Below are 20,164 nucleotides of genomic sequence, written 5' to 3' on the forward strand. Positions count from 1 at the left end.
CCGCCCCGGCGTCCCCCGTTCACGCTCCACCCGAGACGGTGGCCGGACGAAGGGCGACGCCCCGTCACCACGGCCCCGACGAGGGACTCGGACGCTCCCGGGGCGGCCCGACCTGCAAGATCCACCTCGCCGGTGAGGGCGGTTGCCGCCCCATGACCCTCCTGCTCACACCGGGCCAGTGGGGCGACGCCCCGCAACCGGTCGAGGCCCTGGACCGGATCCGGGTGCCCCGGCCACGGGGCGGACGCCCCCGACCCCGGCCCGACCACGTCAGCGGTGACACGGCATACAGCTCCCGCCGCAACCGCCGCTACCTGAGAAGACGCCACATCCAGCACACGATCCCCGAACCGAAGGACCAGCGGGCCAACCGCCGCCGCATTGGCAGGAGGGGGACGATCGTGACCAAAGGTGGTCCGCCCAGTGGTCCGGAACGCCGATCCGCTTGGCCGTTCTCTGCTGCAGAGAGGGGTTCGAGCCCTGGGTGGTGCCCTATGACGTCGAGACGTCCCCATTCGACCCCCAGACCTTCTGATCACCTCTCCCCCGCTATTTGGTCACAACTCCGTCACTACCGGAACATGTGGCTCCCCGGGGTGTGGTCGGGTGGTTACGGTCGGATCTTCACGATCCGCACGTAGGGGGACACATGTCGTACCAGCACCCTGGCTGGGGGCAGCAGCCGTTCACGCCTGAACCGCCGAAGACCGGTGGGCCGAAGTGGGCGAAGAAGAGAGTGGTGATCCCCGCCGGGGCCGGCCTGTTCGTCATCGGCATCATGTTCGGCGCCGCCGGAAGCGGTGGCGCCGAGACCGCGGCGAGTAGCAAGCCGGCCCCGACGGTGACGAAGACCGTGACCGCCCAGCCGGTTGAGCCGGCGGAGGACAAGGCCGACGCCACGCCGGCGAAGGTCGAGAAGGCTGAGGAGCCGAAGAAGGCGACCCAGGAGAAGGCGAAGGTCCCTGACTTCGTCGGGATGGGCCTCCAGTTCGCACAGGACGCCGCCCAGGAGAAGGGCTTCTACTCGCTGAAGTCCCACGACAGTACCGGGCGCGACCGCATGCAGACGTTCGACCGGAACTGGAAGGTCTGCTCCCAGAACATCAAGGCCGGCAAGACGACCGCCACCGACACCACCCTCGACTTCGGTGCGGTGAAGCTGGAGGAGACCTGCCCGGCCGGCGACAAGAAGGCACCCGAGGCCGCGGGCGGGAAGATGCCCAACCTGGTCGGGGAGTCCGTGAACGCAGCACGGGGAGCCCTGGCCTCCGGTACGTCCATCACGGTGACCGATGCGGCCGAAGACCGGATGGTGCTGCTGGAGTCCAACTGGAAGGTCTGCTCCCAGAAGCCGGCCGCCGGGGCGGCGTTGAACGGGCAGCCGGTCGAGTTCACCGCGGTGAAGTTCGAGGAGAGCTGCTGATGCGCACCCGCACTGCTGCTGCGGCTGCCTTCTCCTTGCCTGTCTCTCACTGCTTGCGGTGGCAGCGATGATCCGGCCGCGCCGAAGTCCACGGTGAAGGCGTCGGCGCCTGAGCACGAGGTGGTGCTCGGACACGTCGCTGGACCAGGCGGACTGGATGGAGCACTGCTCCGAGGATGACGGAGCTGGAACAGGCGGGGGTGGCGGGCCTTCCACGGACCTGCCGTCCGGGAAGGCTTACGCCTGGCCGGACGGTTTGGAGGTCACCGTCCTTGACGCGAAGGCGTTCTCGGACTGGGACGAGTTCAAGGAGCCGAATCCTAAGGCACATGGGTTCCGGGTGCGGGTGAAGGTCGACGACAGGAGTGGGCAGGCCATCGAGCTGGACCAGGGGCCGGTCTCGGTGGACGGTGCGACGAACGGTGGCACCGCCGACCTGACGATCTTCTCGAAGAACAGTGCTCCGCTCGAAGGGCGGCTCGCGAAGGGTGTGCCGGCGGTGAAGACCAGCGACCACTCCCTGGAGAAGCGGTACGGCAAGGACGCTGTGGTGACGGTGCAACGCACCACCGCTGACGACGTCCCCGCCTTCCCGGAGTTCACCGGCACGATCAAGTAGGACCGGGCGGTGGGGCCTCGTCAGAGCTGGGTGACGATGTCGGTCGCGCCGGGCTGGATCTCCTACGGGTACGACGACGCGGGCGGCGTCACCTCCGTCCGCGAGCGCTCCCTCGGCATCGAGGAGCGGCAGTGCTTCACGTACGATCCGCTGGGCCAGCTGACGAAGGCCTGGACGCCGGAGGACCAGAACTCCTGCACCGCCGGGCCGTCCGGCCCTGACGGCACGTCCAACGCGACGGCGGGCCCGGACGGCTCCGGCTACTGGCAGGAGTACGAGTACGACCTGCTCGGCAACCGCAAGAAGCTGTCCGAGAAGGACCTGTCCGGTGACACCTCCAAGGACGCCGTCACCACCTACGCGTACGGCAAGGCCGACGGCAGCCAGCCGCGCACCCTCACCAAGCTGACGAAGAAGTACGTCACGCCGCAGGGCGCGCAGGTCACCGCCGCGGCGGAGCGGCTGTACGAGCTGACCGGTGAGGCCAAGACCGTCACCTCCGTGGGGACGGGCGACAAGCAGCAGCTCACCTGGACCAAGGACGGGGCCACGGCCAACACCACGCCGATCGCGCCGGCGGCCTGCGCCGGCGGCTCCGCCGCCCAGCAGTGGGAGGCGCAGAACGAGACCCGTCACATCTACGGGCCCGACGGCACCCGCCTGCTGACCGTCCAGGGAAGCAGGCCACCCTGCACCTGGGCGACTCCGAGGTCACGGTCCAGAAGGGCGGGATGCTGGTCAACACCCAGCGTTCCTACGCGACGCCCGGCGGCTCGGTCCTCCGCTACAGCTACGGCACCGGCGCTCAGCATCTGGTCGCCATCGCCACGGACCACCAGGGCAGCCCTTACGCCGAGGTCGCCCTCAACGACACGATGTCGGTCCGGGTCCGCAAGCAGGATCCCTTCGGCAACCAGCGCGGTGCGGCCACGCCCACCATGCAGAACCACGCCGGTTTCCTGGGCGCGGCCCGCGGCGACTCCTCCGGCTGCACGCCACTGGGAGCCCGCCTCTACGACCCGGTCGTCGGCCGCTTCCTCTCCGCCGACCCGATCCTGGACCTGGCCGACCCGTTGCAGTCCAACGGTTACGCCTATGCCCACAACAGCCCGGTCACCCTGTCCGACCCCACCGGCCTCTCGGTGACGCTGACCGCATCGGAGACGGCAGCGGCCCTCGCCGGCGCGGGCCTCAGCGCCGCACAGGTCTCCCGGGCCCAGGCGGCCATGGGCCGCTCGCTCACCTCGGTGATCCTCTCGGCGGCCTGGGGCGCGCTGAAGGACTTCATCGGCATCACCGACGCCATGAACTGCTTCGGCGGTGACATGTGGGCCTGCGGAAGCCTCATCATCGGGGCGATTCCCTGGGCCAAGCTGGGGAAGATCCCCTCGGTCCTGAAGGCGGTCAACCGCACGATCGCCGCGATCCAGGCATGGAGAACGGCGAAGAAGGCGGCCCAGATCGTCCTCGCCGCGGCGAAGGCGGCGGAAAAGAGAGCGCTCGACGCCAAGAAGGCGGCGATCGAGAAGGCCAAGAAGGCCGCACAGGCACAGAAGAAGAAAGCCGCCGAAAAGGCGAACACCACCAGTAACAAGGCGGTCAACCAGACAAAGAAGACCGGTAACCCGGTCCAGAAGCAGGCACAGGCGAAGGCGGCTCCGAAGGTCTCTTCGGCCGCGAGCGTCAAGAAGACGTCAGGGGGCGGCGGGAAGAGCGTCTCCAAGCCCGGTGGTTCCTCCGGTGGCTCGGCCCGATCCAAGGGCGGGACGAGCGGCAGCGGCGGGTCGGGGAAGACCGGCGAGGGTGCCTCCTGTACGACGAACAGCTTCACGCCCGGCACCAAGGTCCTGATGGCCGACGGTTCGGCGAAGCCGATCGAAGAGGTGAAGGCCGGCGACAAGGTCAAGGCCACCGACCCGGAGACGGGCGAGACCCGGGTCGAGACGGTCACCGCCGAGATCAAGGGCGAGGGCGCCAAGCGCCTGGTCAAGGTCGCCACCGACACCGACGGCGACCGCGGCTCGAAGTCCGCGGAGGTCACGGCGACCGACGGCCACCCGTTCTGGGTCCCCGAGCTCGGCGAGTGGATCGACGCCACGGACCTCCAGTCGGGCCAGTGGCTCCGGACCGGCTCCGGCACCCGGGTACAGATCACCGCGGTCGAGCGCTGGACCAGCTCTGGCGCAACGGTCCACAACCTCACCGTCGGCAACACGCACACGTACTATGTGCTGGCGGGTGCCATCCCGGTCCTCGTTCACAACTGCAACGTATCGCTGAGTCAGAGGGAGGCGAATACGCTGCGCGTCGGTCCTCATACCGATGAGTCGGTGCCTGCAACCGGGCCGGTCGTCACCTCCGAGCAGAGTGCGGCCATGCAGGGAAGGCCATGCCACTCCTGCGGTGGGAGCAGTCCGACTATGACGGGTGACCACCAGCCGTCTACTGGAATTGGACCGACTAGCCTTCCGCGCAGCCTGTTTCCTCACTGTGAAACGTGCAGTGATACTCAGGCGGTTGCTGTATCGAAAGCCCAGCAGATGCTGCGCAACCACGGCTATCACGATCCCACGTTTGCGGGGCTGCCAGGGATTCCGAGTGCAGCTGAGAAGCTAGCGGAGCTACTGCCAGGCCATACGCGGTAGTAGGGCCAGGGTGCGCCCGGTTGGCGATGGCGCTGACCGGGCGCACCATCAACCTTAGATCGGGTAGTTGGCGGAGAAATGCTCATTGGTAGTGCCGAGCTCTACTTGAACCATCGCGTGATCCGTATTGGATCGACAGCCCCGCCGGAGGAGGTTCTGGCGCTGGCCGGTGCGCCACTGGTGGTGTCTAGGAGTCACCTCCAGATCGCCGTACGTGCGCAGGTGGGGCTGGTCCGGGTCAGGCTGTGGAACAGGGCTGGCCCGGCCGAGGGCAGCGTCCTGTTCGACGGAGACTTGGTGCTCGACGACGGGGCTATCGGAGTCGGCGACATCCTCGGCGTGTCACGTTTCGTACAGAACGTCGGGGAGCCTGGCGTGCATCACATCCGAGTCGCTGTCGATGACCCCGGAATTGCTTCCCGAGTCGACGTAGTTATCGATTCCGGACGCGACGGGCAAGCACTGACAAGCGTGGACGGTTACCCCTTGCCCCAGTTTGTAGTAGCCGATAATTTCAATCTCGGTAAGTCTGATGAACTCGGACTGATTCTTTCGACTCACGATATGCCGCACAATCGCCTTGCCGCCTCGTTCAAGGTGATCAAGCTGGCCTCGGAGTCAGATCCTTTGGACCGCGTAGAAATTCTCAGGGATTTTCGAATGCGCATGGTCTGCGAGTGGCTTAGGTGGCTCACCCCCGTGGCCTCTGCGGATGCAGTGTCCGCGATGGCCGGTTACATGTCCGAACGTCTGGATGGAACGGCGACGGTAGGTCTCGACCACGCTTCAGCAGAGCTCGCTGCGGATGTACTTGCCCGGCTGTCCGGTGACCGCTAGTAGATGTTGCGCTGCTAGGGATCGTGATCAGTAGCAAATTTTAGTCCCGCCGAGCTATGTGCGGCGGGGCTGATTTACCGCCTGACGGCAGTAGTTGACGGCAACGGCGACGGACACAGGGGTGTCCGCCGCCGTCTGACTGTCAGGGGCGGCCGAGCGCGTGGCGAGCAGATCGATGGCGTCGCGCTGAGGGCGGATGCGTACGTGGGCGTAGACGCCGGCGGTGACACCGATGTAGGCGTGACCCGACAACTCCTTGATCACCAAGAGGTCGACGCCCTGTTCCAGAAGCAGGATGGCGGTCGAGTGGCGGAGGCCATGGAAGCGGATGCGTCGAAGTCCGGCCCGTTTGAGGAAGCCGCGGAAGCGGCGGGTGAGGTTGGCAGGGTCGAGAGGCCGGCCGGTGGGCATGGTGATTGCGGGCCCGCTGTCGCTCCAGTGCGCTGCTGTTGCCTCTCGCTCCTGGCCTTGCCGCCCTCTGTGCTCCTTGAGGGAGTGGAGGCATCCGGTCGGGGAGGGCGATGCGGCGTTCGGATGCCCAGGTCTTGGTGGGGAAATGTGTGAGGCCGCCGGTGCGGGTGCGCTGGAGTGAGGGGCGGATGATGGTTGTTCCTGCGTCGAGGCCGGGGTCTTCCCAGTGGAGCCCCAGGAGTTCGCCCTTGCGGAGTCCGGTTCTTCGGGCGAGTTCGTACAGCGCATGGAGCGGGTCGGCGCGGGCTGCATCGGGGAACTGGCGGCGACTTCATGTCACAGCCCGGTGTGACGACTACATCGGAGACAGCACTCGAGCCGAAATCGCCTTACGCCCGGTCGCTGGGCAAGCCCGTGCGGTTCATGCACCCCGAAGGCGACCCTGACGCCGGTCCGCCCGGCGAAGCCGCCGGGGCCCGGCCCGCGCGGGGCCTCGCAGACCGGTGTCCTAAGGTTCGGACATGAGTGCGCAGACGTATGTGTCGGACCTGTTCTCGCTGGCCGGGCGGGTGGCCGTCGTGACCGGGGGCAGTTCCGGGATCGGGCGGGCCATCACCGGCGCCCTTGCCCGGGCCGGGGCGAGTGTGGTGGTGGTGGCTCGGCGGGAGGCCGAATTGAGGACCACCGTGGAGGAGTTGGCCGCCGACGGGTGCCGGGCCGCCTGGGTGAGCGCCGACCTGGGGACCGGTGAGGGGGTGCGGACCGCGGCCGACGGGGCGGTCGCCGCCTTCGGGGAGCCGGACATCCTCGTCAACTGCGCCGGCATCAATCTGCGGCCGCCCATGGGCGATCTCGGCGAGGACGTCTGGGACACCACCATGGCCGTGAACCTCAAGGCCCCGTATCTGCTGGGAGAGCGGTTCGGGCCCGGGATGGCCGAGCGCGGGTACGGGCGGATCATCCACGTCAGCTCGCAGCAGGCCCACCGCGCCTTCGTGAACAGCGGGGCGTACGGGGTGTCCAAGGGCGGGCTGGAGTCGCTGGCCCGGTCGCAGGCGGAGGCCTGGTCGCCGCACGGCGTCACCGTGAACACCCTGGTGCCCGGGTTCGTGCTGACGCCGCTGAACGCGCGCCTCCAGTCGGACCCGGAGAAGGTGGCGGCGCTCGCCGCCCGGACCATGGTCGGCCGCAACGGCCTCGCCGAGGACTTCGCGGGGGCCGCGGTCTTCCTGGCCGGACCCTCGTCCGCGTACGTCACCGGACAGGCCCTCTTCGTGGACGGCGGCTTCTCGGTCCACTGACGTCCGGAGTGCTCCCGGCGCCCGGCGGCCGGGACGGGAGCGGCCCGGCCCCGGCGCCCGCGCGGCGGGCTCCCGGCGCACCGGGCCTCGCCCGACGTCCGGGCGGCGGGCCCACGGGCCCGCCCCCCCTCCCCCGGCCAGGACGTCAGGAGTCCTGCCGGGCCGACGAGGCGGCGACCTCGGCCACGGCCGTTTCCACGGCCTGCGAGGCGGCGTCCTTCTCCACGCCGAGGCCGGACAGCACGCCGGAGCCCGCCTCGAACTCCAGCAGCGCCAGCAGGATGTGCTCCGTGCCCACGTGGTTGTGGCCGAGCCGCAACGCTTCGCGGAAGGTCAGCTCCAGGACCTTGCGCGCGTCCGCGTCGTACGGGATCAGCTCGGGCACGTCGCCGGCGGCGGCCGGGAGCGCGGCGGAGGCGGCCGCGCGCAGGGCGTCGGGGGTGACGCCCTGGCCCGTGACGACCCGGGCCGCGATGCCGTCCGGCTCGGCGAGGAGGCCGAGCGCCAGGTGCGCCGGGGCGATCTCGGCGCTGCGGGCGGCCTGGGCCTCGTTGTTGGCCGCCACGACGACGTTGCGGGCGCGCGGGGTGAAGCGGCCGAAGCCCTGGCTCGGGTCCAGGTCGGGCGCTCCCTCGCCCTTCTTGGGCACGAAGCGCTTCTGGGCCGCCTGGCGGGTCACCCCCATGCTGCGGCCGATCTCCGTCCAGGAGGCCCCTGAGCGGCGCGCCTGGTCCACGAAGTGGCCGATCAGGTGGTCGGCCACCTCGCCGAGGTGATCGGCGGCGATGACCGCGCCGGAAAGCTGTCCCAGGGCGTCGTCGTCGGTCTTCTTGATGGCCTCGATCAGATCGTCGAGCCGGACGGGGGGCGTGGCGGGAAGAGGCTGCGTCATGCGTCAACCCTAAGTTGACACCCCATGAGTGTCAACCTTGGGTTGTCAATCGATGGCGGCCTCCTCCCCGTCCCGGCTCAGAGGTCCAGGTCGACGACCACGGGGGCGTGGTCGGACGCGCCCTTGCCCTTGCGCTCCTCACGGTCCACGTAGCTGTCCTTGACGGCCGCAGTGAAGGGCGGGTTGCCGTAGGTCAGGTCGATCCGCATGCCCTTGTTCTTGGGGAACCCCAGCTCCCGGTAGTCCCAGAAGGTGTACGCGCGGTCGTACTTGAGGGGGCGGGGCAGCACCTCGCCCAGCCCCTCCGCCTCCAGGGCGGCGAGGGCGGCGCGCTCGGCGGCCGTCACGTGGGTGGAGCCCTCGAAGAGCGCCGGGTTCCAGACGTCCTCGTCGGTCGGGGCCACGTTGAAGTCGCCCAGGACGGCGAACGGCAGGCTCCCCGCGGCGTCGGCCGCGACGGCCTTCCGCAGCGCCTCCAGCCAGCGCAGCTTGTACGCGTAGTGCTCGTGCCCGACCTCGCGGCCGTTGGGTACGTACACCGACCACAGCCGCAGCGGGCCGCAGGTGGCCGAGACCGCGCGGGGCTCCTGGACGCCGTCGTAGTCCGGGCCGCCGGGCAGGCCGACGACCACGTCGGCGAGGCCGACGCGCGAGAGCAGCGCGACCCCGTTCCACCGGCCCGTGGCGTTGACGGCGGACTCGTACCCCGCCTCGCGCAGGGCTTCGGCGGGGAACTGCTCCGCCGCGCACTTGGTCTCCTGGATGCACAGCACATCGGTGCCGCTGCTCTCCAGCCAGGCCAGCAGCCTCGGCAGCCGGGCGGTGATCGAATTGACGTTCCAGGTGGCGATGCGCATGGCCACCAACCTAGCCGCTCCCACTGACAGGCAGCGAAAACCCGCCGCCCCGTGGGGGACGGCGGGCCGGGCGGGACAGCGCGGGTGCGCGGGCGGCCCTACAGCTCGGTGACGCCGCCCGGGGCCAGCCGGCCGTGGTCCGCGCCGCCCAGCGCCCCGATCTGGTTGTCGTAGATCGGCCGCGCCAGATCGGTCAGCAGGGCGTCGTGGACGTCGATCGCGCGGCGCGGCTTCACCTCGCGTACGTAGTCGATGACCTCGGAGATCTTGCTCCAGGGGGCCATCACCGGCAGCAGGAGCGTGTCCACGGGGCGCTCGGGGACGGTGAGCGCGTCACCGGGGTGGAAGACCGAACCGTCCACCAGGAAGCCGATGTTGGTGATCCTCGGGATGTCCGGGTGGATCACCGCGTGCAGCTCCCCGTGCACGGTGACGTCGAAACCGGCGGCGGAGAACGCGTCCCCGTCGCCCACGGTGTGCACCCGCCCCGGAAACGCGGCCGAGAGCTGCTCCGCCACGCTGCGCAGCGTCCAGACCTCGGCCGCCGGGTTCGCCTCCAGGCCCGCCCGCAGCCGCGCCTCGTCGAAGTGGTCCGGGTGCTCGTGCGTGACCAGCACGACGTCCGCGCCGAGCGCCGCGTCGTCCTCGGAGAAGCCCCCTGGGTCGATGACCAGGACACGCCCCTCCTTCTCGATCCGGACGCAGGAGTGGGTCTTCTTGGTGAGGGTGAGTGCCCCGGGCGATGCGTTCATGGCTCCATCCTGCTACGCGGGCGGGGTGGTTTCCTCCTGGATCACCTCGGCCGCCACGGCGAAGGCGGCTCCGGCGGCCGGGAGGCCGCAGTAGACGGCGGTCTGGAGCAGGACTTCCTTGATCTCGGCGGGCGTCAGGCCGTTGCGCAGGGCGGCGCGGGTGTGCGCGGCCAGGCCCTCCAGGCGGCCGGAGGCGACGAGCGCGGTGAGCGTGATGCAGCTGCGGGTGCGGCGGTCGAGGCCGTCCCGGCTCCAGACCTCGCCCCAGGCGTACCGGGTGACCAGCTCCTGGAAGTCCTCGGTGAAGGCGTCGGACGCGGCGTTCACCGCGTCGACGTGGGAGTCCCCCAGCACCTCGCGGCGTACCCGTGCCCCCCGCTCGTACCGGTCGTCGGGCGTCGGTACGGCGGCGTCGGGCGCGGCGGCCGGGGCGATCTCGGCCACCGGGGCGAACGGGGCGGCGGAGGCGGCGGGCCCGGGGGCGTGGGGCAGGACGGGGATGGCGGCCGAGGTGTCCTGCTGCCAGCCGGTGGAGAAGTGCGTCAGCAGCAGGTCGCTGACGGCGGCGGGCTGCTCTACGGGCGCGAGGTGGGAGGCGCCGGGGACGAGCGCCAGGCGGGCGTCGGGTATCCCGGCGACCAGGGTGCGGGCCTCGGCGGGACCGGTGACCTGGTCCTCCGCCCCGACCAGCACCAGGGTGGGGACGCCGATCCGGCCCAGCGCGCCGCGGATGTCGAACGCCGCGAGCGCCTCGCAGGCGGCGATGTAGCACCCGGGGTCGGTGGTGCGGACCATCTGCACGGCCCACTCGACGATGGCGGGCTGCGCGGCGGCGAAGCCGGGGGTGAACCAGTGCTCGGGGGCGGTGCGGGCCATCGGCTCCAGGCCGTTGGTACGGACGATCACGCCGCGCCGCCGGAACTCGTCGGCCGTGCCGAACCGGGGCGAGGAGGCGACCAGCGCCAGGGAGGCGACCCGGTGCGGGTGGCGCAGCGCCAGGTCCGCGCCGACCGCCCCGCCGATCGAGCAGCCCGCGTAGCCGAACCGCTGGACGCCGAGCCCGTCCAGCGTCGCGAGCAGCCGGTCGGCCAGGTCGGCGACGGAGGCGGCGGCGTGGGCGGGCGCGCCGCCGTGGCCGGGCAGGTCGTAGCGGAAGACCCGCCAGTGCTGGGACAGCTCGGGCACCTGGCGGTCCCACATGTGCCAGGTCGTGCCGAGGGAGGGGCCGATGACCAGGACGGGGGCGTCCTCCGGCCCGTCGAAGCGGTACTGGAGCGTCCGGGGGAGCTCGCTCGGCGCGTGCGCCCCCTGGCCGCTGCCGGGCGACGCCTGCGAGCCGGGAGCCCCGTGCGGCGGCTGCGCGACCTGCGGCACGGGCGCGGCGTGGGCGGCCTGCGGTACGGGAGGGGCGTGCGGGGCGGCCCCGGCCTGCGGGGCGGGGGTTTCCCGCGGAGCCTGCGGTACGGGGGCGGCGGGCGCGGCCTGCGGCACGGGCGCGGCGGGCGCGGCCTGCGGTACGGGGGCGGCGGGCGGGCCGGACGACGCCCACGGCTCCTGGCCGGTCTCCGGGCCCGGAGCGGTCTGCGGTGTCGAGCCCGGCGGCGTCGGGCCGGGCGGCGGCGGGGCGAACGGGCCCTGCGCGGCCGGCTGCACCGGTGCCGGGGGGTGCGGGGCGAACGGGACGCGCTCCGCCTGCGCCGGGGCCTGCGGGAACCCGGGCGTACCGCCACCGCCGGGAGCCGGGTACGGGGACGCGGGGTCCGGGTACGGCTCCGGAGGCGCGGCGTCCGGTCCCCGGTGCGGGGCCGGGGCCGCCTGGTGAGGCGCTCCGTGGTGCGGGGCGGGACCGCCCGGGTGGGGGGCCGGCACGGGCTGCGGGGTCGTCTCGCTCACTTCGCTCACTCGCTCCAGGTTACTGAGCGCCCCTCCGGCCCCCGGGTCAGGGGGTCGCCGCCGATACGACGTACACGACAGGGCTGGCCGGATCGGTCATGTTGACCGTGATGTTCTGGGTGGGGCGCGGCTTCTTGTTGCTGTGCGTGGTGCCGGCCCAGCGCTCTCCGGCGCCGAAGGACCAGCCGGTGATCTTGATGTCCCGTTGGCTGATGGTGATGGTGTCCGGCTCCAGCGCGGCGCGTCCGGTGCCCACTCCGGACAGGAAGCGGTCGAGACCGGCGGAGGTCGTCCGGAACTTCGCGTACATCCGGCTGGCTTTCCAGTTGTTCGTCTCGTAGTACTGGACGCCCTGTCCGTTGCCGGGGATGGGGATCTCGAAGATCCGGCGCTGCATCTTGGAGGGCCAGCCCTCCCGGAGCCCCTGAGCGGCCGCCTCCGCCTCCTTGTCCTGGCCCGAGCGGCGGCTCTGGCCGGCCGAGATGAGCAGGTAGCCGGCCGGGATGCCGATCAGCAGCACGATGATCGTGGCGGTGATGAAGCGCCGCTTGACCACATGCCGCGGGTCCTCGGGCGGCTTGCCCTCGCCGTCGCCCGGAGACTCCGACTGGTGCGGCACCACGGGGTGCTCGGCTGCGATCATGATCAGGTGGTCCCTAGGGTGCTGCGGCGTGCGGAGGCGTGCGTACGGGAAGGGGGACGCCGGGGAGGGCGGCCGCGGTTCAGTCGGCGGTGCGGGTGGGCCGGGTGTTGCGGAGGGTGCTCGCCGCCTGGTCGTAGAACTGGGCGTACCGCTCGTACCGCTCGACCCGGCGCCGGTTGGCTCGACGGAAGCGGCGGGCGACCAGTCTGGCCAGGTCCGCGGCGCCGACCATACCCGCCTCGGGGCCGAGCTGCGCCTTCGCGATGCGGGCCTCGGGGCGGTAGCCGCGGCCGGTGAGGTGGCGTTTGAAGGCGTCGCGGGCGGGGTTGATCAGGAGGTCGTCGGCGGCGCTGACACCGCCTCCGATGACGAAGCAGGAGGGGTCGAGCGCGGCGGCCAGGTTGGCGATGCCGACGCCGAGCCACTGGCCGATGTCCTGGAGGAGTTCGATGCACATCGCATCGCCCTCGCGGGCCAGTTCGGTGATGAGCGGCCCGGTGATGTCGGAGACGTTGCCCTTCACCCGGTCCAGCAGGTAGTGCGCGACCGGGGAGTCGGCGGCGGCCAGCTCCCTCGCCTCGCGCACCAGGGCGTTGCCGGAGCTGTACTGCTCCCAGCAGCCGCGGTTGCCGCAGGGGCAGCGGTGGCCCGAGGGCACCACCTGCATGTGGCCGAACTCACCCGCCACCCCGTACTTGCCGCGCTTGACCCGGCCGTCCTCCAGGATCGCGCCGCCGATGCCCGTACCGAGGGTGATCATGACGAGGTGGTCCTCGCCCCGGCCCGCTCCGAAGCGCCATTCCGCCCAGGCGGCGGTGTTGGCGTCGTTGTCGACCATGACGGGGACCACGAGGCGGGAGGCGAGGGCGTCGCGGAGGGGTTCGTCGCGCCAGGCCAGGTGCGGGGCGAACAGCACCTTGGAGCGGTCGGCGTCCACCCAGCCCGCCGCGCCGATGCCCACCGCGTGGACGTCGTGCCGGTCGGAGAGGTCCAGGACCAGTTCGACGATGGTGTCCTCGACGACTTTGGGGCTCTTGGACTTGTCGGGCGTCTCGGTGCGCAGCTGTTCCAGGATGTTGCCGTCGGCGTCGACGACGCCGGCCATCACCTTGGTGCCGCCGATGTCGATCCCGACCGTGGGGACGCGGGGCGCGGAGAGGTGCGAGCGTCGTTCCTTGGTGCCGACGGTCTTGAGGACGGTGGCGCGGGCTGAGCCGCGGTGTGCGAAGTCGCGGTACGTGCTCATCGTCCCTGCGGGGTCTCGGGGGCCGGGCCGCTGTCGCGGTCGGCGGCGGACGGCGCCCGCCGCGCTCGATTCTGCCACTGCCCGGGCCCGGCGGCCGATGGCCGGGGTCGGCCGCGCCGGGGCGGAACTCCGGCGCGGCCGGGGCGGGCGGCGGGTCAGGGGGTGTCGTCGGCCGCGGTGGAGGCGCCCGGGAGGGTGGGGGCCGGGGTGCGCTCCAGCTCGTGGCTCAGCTCCTCCAGCTCGCTGCCGCCCGCCATCTGACGGGTCAGCTCGTCCAGCGTGACGTCGTCCTTGGTGTGGCTGGCGGACATCACGCCCCGCTTGAGGAGCACGAACCGGTCGCCGACGAGGTGGGCGTGGTGCGGGTTGTGCGTGATGAGGACCACGCCGAGCCCGGCGTCGCGGGCGGCCGCCACGTACTTGAGGACCACGCCGGACTGCTTGACGCCGAGCGCGGCGGTCGGCTCGTCCAGGACGAGGACCTTCGCCCCGAAGTAGACGGCGCGGGCGATGGCCACGCACTGGCGTTCGCCGCCGGACAGGGTGCCGATGGGCTGGTCGACGTCGCGCAGGTCGATGCCCATGCGGAGCAGTTCCCTGCGGGTCGTCTCGCGCATCGTGCGGACGTCGAGGCGCTTGAAGGGGCCGAAGCCGGTGGTGGGCTCGGAGCCGAGGAAGAAGTTCCGCCAGACCGGCATCAGCGGGACGACGGCCAGGTCCTGGTAGACGGTGGCGATGCCCCGGTCCAGGGCGTCGCGCGGGTTGGCGAGCGCGGTCTCCTCGCCCTCGATCAGGAAGCGCCCGGAGTCGTGCCGGTGCAGCCCTGCGATGATCTTGATCAGGGTGGACTTGCCGGCGCCGTTGTCACCGAGGACGCAGGTGATCCCGCCCGCGTGGACCTCCAGCGAGACGTGTTCCAGCGCCTTGATGTTGCCGTAGAACTTGGAGACGTCGTCCAGCTCGACCAGGGGCCCGGCGGTCGCGTCCGCGGTGCTGTCGGGGGTGGCCGTCATGTCGTCGCCTCCGCGCGCTTGCGCACCCACGCGTTGAGCAGGGTGGCCAGGAGCAGCATGGCTCCCAGGAAGAATTTGAACCAGTCCGGGTTCCACTCGGCGTACACGATGCCCTTGCTGGTCATGCCGAAGATGAGGGCGCCGACCGCCGAGCCGATCGCGGAGCCGTAGCCGCCGGTGATCAGGCAGCCGCCGATGACGGCGGCGATGATGTACGTCAGCTCGTTGCCGACGCCCTCGCCGGACTGGACGACGTCGTAGCTGAACAGCAGGTGCTGGCCGGAGACCCAGGCGGCGAAGGCGACGCCGAGGTACAGCCCGATCTTGGTGCGGACGACCGGGACGCCGACCGCGCGGGCCGCGTCGGCCTCGCCGCCGACCGCGAAGATCCAGTTGCCGAAGCGGGTGCGGAGCAGGATCCAGGTGGCGACGGCGACCAGGGCGATCCACCACAGGATGGTCACCTTGAGCTCGACGCCGCCGAGGGTCAGCGTGGAGGCGAACAGGGCGTGGGCCGAGTCGAAGCCCTCCATGTCGCCGATGGCCTTGGTGGAGACGGTGCCGCTGATGAGCTTGGTGAAGCCGAGGTTCAGCCCGGTCAGCATCAGGAAGGTGCCGAGCGTGATGATGAAGCTCGGCAGCTTGGTGCGGGTCAGCATGAAGCCGTTGAACGCGCCGACGGCGAGGGTGACCAGCAGCGAGACCAGGACCCCGACCCAGACGTTGGCCGTCATCTGGTAGCTGAACATCGAGGAGATCAGCGCGGAGCTGGTCACCAGGACGCCGGCGGAGAGGTCGAACTCGCCGCCGATCATCAGCAGCGCGACCGGGGCGGCCATGATGCCGAGGACGGAGGCCGCGTACAGCACGGTGCCGAGGCTGGATGGCTGGAGGAAGCTGTCCGCGACGATCGCGAAGAACAGGAAGACGGCCGCCGCGCCGACGACCGAGCCCAGTTCGGGGCGGCCGAGGAGCTTGCGCAGCGGCGAGGTGCGCACCAGGCGTTCGTCCGGCAGGTCCGGTGCGGCGGTGGAGCCGCTCATCGGGTGCCCCGCTTGGTGAAGTCGGCCAGGGCGTCGGCGTCGTCCTTGGTGATGACCTGGGGGCCGGTGAGGACGGGGAGGCCGCCGCCGAGGACGTTGCGGTTGGAGCGGTAGAGCCAGAGCAGGTCGACGGCCTGGTAGCCCTGGAGGTAGGGCTGCTGGTCGACGGCGAAGCCGAGCTTGTCGCTCTGGAGTCCGGTGGCGACCTTGGCGTTGAGGTCGAAGGTGTCGATCTCGGCCTTGCTGCCCGCCGTCTGCTTGGCCTGGGCGGCCGCGTCGGCGAAGGGGGCGCCGAGGGTGACGACCGCGTCGATGCTCTTGTCGGACTGGAGCTTGGCCTCGATGGAGGCGGTGACGTCGGGCATGTTGGTGCCGTCGACGTAGAGGTTCTGCAGGGTGCCGTCGAAGGTCTTCTTCGCCCCGGCGCACCGCTGCTCGTGGCCGACGTTGCCCTGCTCGTGCAGGACGCACAGGGCCTTCTTGCGGCCCCGTTCGTTCAGCTCGTCGCCGACGGCCTCGCCGGCGATGGCCTCGTCCTGGCCGATGTGGGTGAGCGCCCCGAACTCCTTGGACTCGGCGGAGCCGGAGTTCACGGTGACGACCGGGATGCCCGCCTTGACGGCCTTGGCGACCACGGCCTTCATGGCGTCGGGCTTGGCCAGCGAGACGATCAGCCCGTCGACCTTCTTGTCGATCGCGGTCTGGACGAGCTGGGCCTGCTGGTTGCCCTCGTCGTTGTGGGAGTAGAGGAAGTTGATGTTGTCCTTGAGGGCGGCCTGCTCGGCGCCCTTCTGGACGATGTCCCAGAAGGTGTCGCCGTCGCCCGAGTGGGTGACCATGGCGAAGGTCCAGCGCGGTGTGTTCACCGCGGCCCGTCCCTCGGCCGCGGCGGCCGCGCGCTCCTCGGCGCGCTTGCCGCCGGTGCTGCTGCATCCCGCGAGGGAGGCGACCAGCGCCACTGCCAGCACGGCGCCCATCGCGCGTACCCCTGTCCGAACCCTTGCCACGACGCCGTGCCCTTCTACTGCTGCTCGCTGTGCGCTTCGCTCGACCGGACCGGGGCGTGTACGGCTCCGGGCCGGCTGCCCAAGTATCCCCGAGCCCTGCCCGCTCCCGCCCGCGCCCCCGTCCGGTCCGGCGTTCACGGGCGCGGCCCGTGCCCGGTGAGCCCGACGGACACAGGAGCCTGGGGCACGGGACCGGGGGAACGCAACCCGTGTGCACACGGCGGTTGCGGGCGGGTGCGCCCGCGGGCGCGGGGGCGGCGCGGGGCCCGGCGGGGCGGGCGTCGAGCGGGGGCGGCCGCTCAGGGGCGGACGAGCAGCTGGAACTCGAACGCGTACCGCGTCGCCCGGTACACGTGCGAGCCGAATTCCACCACCCGCCCCGTGGCGTCGTACGTGATCCGTTCCATCGTCAGCAGCGGCGCTCCGGGCTGCTCGTCCAGCGCGCGGGCCTCCTCCGCCGTCGCGGCGCGCGCGCCCACCGACTGGCGGGCGCTGTGCAGGGTGATGCCGGCCGTCCGCATCAGCCGGTAGAGGCCCGTCGCCTCCAGGTCCTCGGTGCGCAGCGGCAGCAGCACCGGCGGCAGATGGTTGCGCAGCAGGGCCACCGGTTCGCCGCGGGCGCTCCGCAGCCGCTCGACGAGACGCACCTCGCCGCCCTCCGCGACGCCGAGCGCGGCGGCGACCTCCGCGTCCGCCGGCTCCGTGGTGACGCGCAGGACCCTGGTGGTGGGGTGCTGCCCTGCCGCCTCCAGGTCGTCGTAGAGCGAGCTGAGCTCCAGCGGGCGGCGGACCTGGCGGTGGACGACCTGGGTGCCGACCCCCCGGCGGCGGACCATGAGCCCCTTGTCGACGAGCGACTGGATGGCCTGGCGGACGGTGGGCCGGGACAGGCCGAGGCGCGCGGCGAGGTCGATCTCGTTCCCCAGCAGGGTGCCGGGGGCCAGGCGGCCCTCCTCCACGGCGGCCTCCAGCTGCTGTGCCAGCTGGAAATAGAGCGGCACCGGGCTGGTGCGGTCCACGCTCAGCGGCAGCGGCCGGTCGGTTCCATGTGCGGTCACGGAGCGAGCGTAGTTCGCTTGTCCGGACAAAGCCATGGCGCGTCGGAGCGCGGACCGCCGTCGCCCACTCCTCCATTTGTCAGGACAAACGCTTGACATGATGACCGGGCGAACGAGACCTTGGGCCCATGCGCATCGGACTGATCGGAACGGGGCGGATCGGCACATTCCACGCGGAGGTGCTGAGCCGCCACCCCGCCGTGGACGCCCTGCTGCTGGCGGACGCGGACCCCGAGCGGGCGGCGCGCGCCGCCGTACGGACCGGGGCCTCGGCGGTCCGGGTGGAGGAGCTGTTCACCGGGGAGGGCGGGGCCCGGGGCCTGCCCGACGCCGTGGTGGTCTGCTCGGCGACCTCGGCCCACGCCGGGTTCATCGCCCGGGGCGCCCGCGCCGGGCTGCCGGTCTTCTGCGAGAAGCCGATCGCGCTGGACCTGCCCGGCACCCTGGCCGCGCTGGCGGAGGTCGAGGCGGCGGGAAGCGTGCTCCAGCTCGGCTTCATGCGGCGCTTCGACGCGGGGTACGGCGAGGCCAGGGCGGCCGTACGGGGCGGGAGGCTCGGCCGGCTGCACACCGTGCGGGCGGCCACCTCCGACCCCGCCCCGCCGCCCGCCGCCTACCTCCCGCTCTCCGGCGGGCTGTACCGCGACTGCCTCGTCCACGACTTCGACATCCTGCGCTGGGTGACGGGCCGGGAGGTGAGCGAGGTGTACGCCACCGGGTCGGACGCCGGGCCCGCGATGTTCCGGGCGGCCGGGGACGTGGACACGGCGGCCGTCGTGCTCACCCTCGACGACGGGACGCTCGCCACCGCCACCGCGACCCGGTGCAACGGCGCCGGGTACGACGTACGGATGGAGCTGGCCGGGGAGCTGGACCAGATCGCCGTCGGCCTGGACGACCGCACGCCGCTGTCCTCGGCCGAGCCGGGCGGCCCCGGCGCCCCGGCGAAGCCCTGGCCCGGGTTCCTGGAGCGGTTCGCCCCGGCGTACGAGGCGGAGCTGGACGCCTTCCTGCGGGTGGTCCGCGGTGAGCTGGCCAATCCGTGCGACGGGCGCGAGGCCCTGCACGCCCTGCGGATCGCGGAGGCGTGCGAGGTCTCCCGCCGGGAACGCCGGCCGGTCGCGATGGTCGAGATCCCCGGCGGCTGAACCGGAACCACGTCCCGCGGGCCGGGGCCGTACCCGACCGGGGTCGTACCCGGCCGGGCTGGAGCCGTACCCGGCCGGGGCCGCACCCGGGCGGACCGGGGCCGCACCCGGGCGGACCGGCGGCGTACCCGGCCGGGGCCGTTCGCGTCGCGCTACCAGGCGACCGGCAGGCTCAGCGGCCCCCGCATGAGCATCCCCGTCCGCCAGGTGAGCGTCGCCGGGTCCGCGGCGGGCCGCAGGCCGGGGCAGCGCTCCAGCAGCGACCGGATGGCCGTCCGGGCCTCGATCCGGGCCAGCGGCGCGCCCAGGCAGTAGTGGATGCCGTGCCCGAAGGCGATGTGGCCCCGCGCCTCGCGGGTGATGTCGAACCGGGCTCCGTCGGGGTAGCGGGCCGGGTCGCGGTTGGCGTCCGACATGGCGACGAGCACCAGCTCGCCGCCGCCGGGGATCACCACCCCGCCGACCTCGATCGGCTCGGTCGTGAAGCGGTACGTGGGCGTCTCCACCGGGCCCTCGAACCGCAGGATCTCCTCGACCGCGTTGTCGATCAGGGAGAAGTCGGCGCGCAGGGCCGCCAGTTGGTCGGGGTGGGTGAGGAGGCTGTGCACGCCGTTGGTGATGAGGTTGACGGTGGTCTCGTGCCCGGCGACCAGCAGCAGCCACACCATGCCGATCAGTTCGTCGCCGGAGAGCCGGTCGCCGTCCTCGTCGGCGGTGTGGATGAGCGCGCTCAGCAGGTCCTCGCCCGGCTCCGCCCGCTTGTCGGCCAGCAGCCCGGTGATGTACCCGGTCATCGCCTCGGCGGAGGAGGCGCGCACGGCGGGATCGACGGAGGAGACCGCCTGTCCGGACCAGGTGCGGAACTTCTCGCGGTCCAGGAACGGGACGCCGAGCAGCTCGCAGATCACCGCCATGGGCAGCGGGAAGGAGAGCGCCTCCACGAGGTCCGCCGTACGGTCGGGGGCGGCGAGCATCGCGTCCAGCAGACCGTCGGTCATCTCCTGGACGCGCGGGGCCAGCCGCTCCATCCGGCGGGCGGTGAACTCGCGGGCGACCAGCTTGCGCAGCCGGGTGTGGTCGGGGGCGTCGGAGCTGAGCATCGAGGTGCCCGCCGACACCTTGCCGATCCCGAGCGCCGGTGAGGCCCGGCTCCACCGCTTGGAGAGCCGCTGATCGGCGAGGAGGTCGCGGCCGAGCTCGTATCCGACGACGAGCCAGGCGTCCGTGCCCTCGGGGATCCGCACCCGGTGGACCGGGCCCTCCTCCCGTAACGCGGTGTAGACGGGGTAGGGGTCGCGGGTGAACTGCTCGCCGAGCGCGGCGAGATCGACCAGGGGTTCGGTGGTCAACAGAGTGCCCTTCGTCAGGAGTTGCGT

Annotated in this window: 16 protein-coding genes and 3 pseudogenes; 7 read left to right on the forward strand and 12 right to left on the reverse strand. The window is 71.7% G+C overall.

The window, feature by feature from the left end:
• Window positions 1-38: 38 nt before the first annotated feature.
• The 5 genes and pseudogenes from ACH4K1_RS27055 to ACH4K1_RS27075 form a co-directional block, all read left to right on the forward strand.
• Window positions 39-437, forward strand: a pseudogene (locus tag ACH4K1_RS27055) (transposase); the annotation flags it as partial.
• A gap of 212 nt (window positions 438-649) precedes the next feature.
• Entirely contained in the window at window positions 650-1,423 is a 774-nt protein-coding gene (locus ACH4K1_RS27060) for a hypothetical protein (RefSeq protein ID WP_398092185.1), read from the forward strand.
• A gap of 256 nt (window positions 1,424-1,679) precedes the next feature.
• Window positions 1,680-2,042 carry a hypothetical protein gene (locus ACH4K1_RS27065; RefSeq protein ID WP_398092186.1) on the forward strand — a complete coding sequence of 121 codons (363 nt, stop codon included), beginning with the start codon at window positions 1,680-1,682 and terminating at the stop codon, window positions 2,040-2,042.
• 60 nt (window positions 2,043-2,102) lie between these two features.
• Window positions 2,103-4,315 (forward strand): annotated as a pseudogene (locus tag ACH4K1_RS27070) (RHS repeat-associated core domain-containing protein); the annotation flags it as partial.
• A 450-nt stretch (window positions 4,316-4,765) separates the two neighbouring features.
• Window positions 4,766-5,524: a hypothetical protein gene (locus ACH4K1_RS27075; protein ID WP_398092187.1), complete on the forward strand. Its 759-nt coding sequence runs from the start codon at window positions 4,766-4,768 to the stop codon at window positions 5,522-5,524.
• Window positions 5,525-5,578: 54 nt separating this feature from the next.
• Here the strand turns inward: ACH4K1_RS27075 and ACH4K1_RS27080 are convergent.
• Window positions 5,579-6,260, reverse strand: a pseudogene (locus tag ACH4K1_RS27080) (site-specific integrase); the annotation flags it as partial.
• A 196-nt stretch (window positions 6,261-6,456) separates the two neighbouring features.
• Here ACH4K1_RS27080 and ACH4K1_RS27085 point away from each other — a divergent pair.
• Window positions 6,457-7,236, forward strand: a complete 780-nt coding sequence (locus ACH4K1_RS27085) for an SDR family NAD(P)-dependent oxidoreductase (protein ID WP_398092188.1) — start codon at window positions 6,457-6,459, stop codon at window positions 7,234-7,236.
• A gap of 145 nt (window positions 7,237-7,381) precedes the next feature.
• Here ACH4K1_RS27085 and ACH4K1_RS27090 read toward each other — a convergent pair whose 3' ends face one another.
• The 10 genes from ACH4K1_RS27090 to ACH4K1_RS27135 form a co-directional block, all read right to left on the reverse strand.
• The gene (locus tag ACH4K1_RS27090) at window positions 7,382-8,128 is read right to left on the reverse strand and encodes a Clp protease N-terminal domain-containing protein (RefSeq protein ID WP_398092189.1); all 747 of its coding nucleotides are present in this window, start codon (window positions 8,126-8,128) and stop codon (window positions 7,382-7,384) included.
• A gap of 77 nt (window positions 8,129-8,205) precedes the next feature.
• A complete protein-coding gene (locus ACH4K1_RS27095; protein WP_398092190.1) occupies window positions 8,206-8,985 on the reverse strand; it encodes an exodeoxyribonuclease III in 780 nt (259 codons plus the stop codon).
• Window positions 8,986-9,083: 98 nt separating this feature from the next.
• Window positions 9,084-9,737, reverse strand: coding sequence for an MBL fold metallo-hydrolase (locus ACH4K1_RS27100; protein WP_398092191.1), 654 nt, complete (start codon window positions 9,735-9,737; stop codon window positions 9,084-9,086).
• Window positions 9,738-9,749: 12 nt separating this feature from the next.
• A complete protein-coding gene (locus tag ACH4K1_RS27105; protein WP_398092223.1) occupies window positions 9,750-10,973 on the reverse strand; it encodes an alpha/beta fold hydrolase in 1,224 nt (407 codons plus the stop codon).
• A 703-nt stretch (window positions 10,974-11,676) separates the two neighbouring features.
• On the reverse strand, window positions 11,677-12,273 hold the full coding sequence (locus tag ACH4K1_RS27110) for a hypothetical protein (protein ID WP_398092192.1): 597 nt from the start codon (window positions 12,271-12,273) through the stop codon (window positions 11,677-11,679).
• A 79-nt stretch (window positions 12,274-12,352) separates the two neighbouring features.
• Window positions 12,353-13,519, reverse strand: coding sequence for an ROK family glucokinase (locus ACH4K1_RS27115; RefSeq protein WP_073766875.1), 1,167 nt, complete (start codon window positions 13,517-13,519; stop codon window positions 12,353-12,355).
• A gap of 155 nt (window positions 13,520-13,674) precedes the next feature.
• The gene (locus ACH4K1_RS27120; protein ID WP_398092193.1) at window positions 13,675-14,532 is read right to left on the reverse strand and encodes an ATP-binding cassette domain-containing protein; all 858 of its coding nucleotides are present in this window, start codon (window positions 14,530-14,532) and stop codon (window positions 13,675-13,677) included.
• Entirely contained in the window at window positions 14,529-15,575 is a 1,047-nt protein-coding gene (locus tag ACH4K1_RS27125) for an ABC transporter permease (protein WP_398092194.1), read from the reverse strand. Before ACH4K1_RS27125 ends, ACH4K1_RS27120 begins: the two co-directional genes overlap by 4 nt.
• Window positions 15,572-16,552: a sugar ABC transporter substrate-binding protein gene (locus tag ACH4K1_RS27130; RefSeq protein ID WP_398092195.1), complete on the reverse strand. Its 981-nt coding sequence runs from the start codon at window positions 16,550-16,552 to the stop codon at window positions 15,572-15,574. The genes ACH4K1_RS27125 and ACH4K1_RS27130 overlap by 4 nt, the downstream gene beginning before the upstream one ends.
• A 329-nt stretch (window positions 16,553-16,881) precedes the next feature.
• The gene (locus ACH4K1_RS27135; RefSeq protein WP_398092196.1) at window positions 16,882-17,640 is read right to left on the reverse strand and encodes a GntR family transcriptional regulator; all 759 of its coding nucleotides are present in this window, start codon (window positions 17,638-17,640) and stop codon (window positions 16,882-16,884) included.
• Between the two features lie 128 nt (window positions 17,641-17,768).
• Between ACH4K1_RS27135 and ACH4K1_RS27140 the strand changes: the two genes are divergently transcribed.
• Window positions 17,769-18,788 carry a Gfo/Idh/MocA family oxidoreductase gene (locus ACH4K1_RS27140; protein WP_398092197.1) on the forward strand — a complete coding sequence of 340 codons (1,020 nt, stop codon included), beginning with the start codon at window positions 17,769-17,771 and terminating at the stop codon, window positions 18,786-18,788.
• A 152-nt stretch (window positions 18,789-18,940) separates the two neighbouring features.
• Here the strand turns inward: ACH4K1_RS27140 and ACH4K1_RS27145 are convergent, their stop codons facing one another.
• Complete coding sequence (locus ACH4K1_RS27145; RefSeq protein WP_398092198.1) at window positions 18,941-20,137, reverse strand: cytochrome P450; 1,197 nt, start codon at window positions 20,135-20,137, stop codon at window positions 18,941-18,943.
• Window positions 20,138-20,164 lie beyond the last annotated feature (27 nt).

Origin of the sequence: Streptomyces sp. NPDC017448 (assembly GCF_044330565.1) — a bacterium.
Taxonomy (GTDB): domain Bacteria; phylum Actinomycetota; class Actinomycetes; order Streptomycetales; family Streptomycetaceae; genus Streptomyces.